The sequence below is a fragment of the Dietzia sp. HMSC21D01 genome, assembly GCF_001815995.1.
Classification (GTDB): Bacteria; Actinomycetota; Actinomycetes; order Mycobacteriales; family Mycobacteriaceae; genus Dietzia; species Dietzia cinnamea.
Genome location: NZ_KV823835.1, coordinates 1 through 781, shown reverse-complemented (window position 1 = coordinate 781; position 781 = coordinate 1). Strand labels below are relative to the sequence as shown.

The 781-nt window shown below is 77.5% G+C and carries 1 protein-coding gene; it reads left to right on the top strand.

From position 1 onward, the window contains the following. On the top strand, positions 1-781 hold a 781-nt coding region (locus tag HMPREF3086_RS05180; RefSeq protein WP_168169060.1), incomplete at both ends, for a S8 family serine peptidase.

Sequence of the window (781 nt, the reverse complement as noted above, 5' to 3'; positions counted from 1 at the left end):
GCCGCCGTCCTCGACCCGACCGCCCCACCCGCCTCGGCGACCGCCGCCGAGCTGGCCGACGCATGGATCCACGGCCGCGGGGAGGGCCAGGTCGTGGCGGTCATCGACACCGGGGTCAACCCCGGGCCGCGGCTGCCCCGGGTCCGCGGCGCCGGTGACGTGGTGCCCGGCCGGGACGGTACAGAGGACTGTGACGCCCACGGCACGCTCGTGGCCGGGGTGCTCGCGGGCACCGAGGACGCCACCGGACACTCGGGCATCGCACCCGGCGTCGAGATCGTCTCGATCCGCCAGTCCAGCAGCGTCCTCCGGGCCGAGAGCCCCGGCCCCGACGGCCCGACGGTCGGGGCCGGGGTCGGCACCCTGTCCACCCTCGCCCGGTCGATCCGGGCCGCCGTCGACGCCGGCGCCGGCGTCATCAACATCTCCGAGGTCGCCTGCGTCCCCTCCGGCACCGTGCTCGCCGACGCCACCCTCGGCGGTGCGATCCGCTACGCCGCCGTCGACCACGACGTCGTGGTCGTCGCCGCCGGGAACGTCGGCGAGGCGTGCGGCGAGCAGAACCCGCCCGCCGCCGACCCGTCCGTACCGGGCGACGACGGTTGGGACGACGTCCTCACGATTGCCTCCCCCGCCTGGTACGACGACCACGTGCTCACCGTCGGTGGCGTCGACGCGGACGGCGCCCCCGCGGAGTTCTCGTTGCGCGGCCCGTGGGTGGACGTCGCCGCGCCCGCCGTGGGGCTGCGGTCCGTGGGCGCCGACGGCGCGGGCGGGTCCG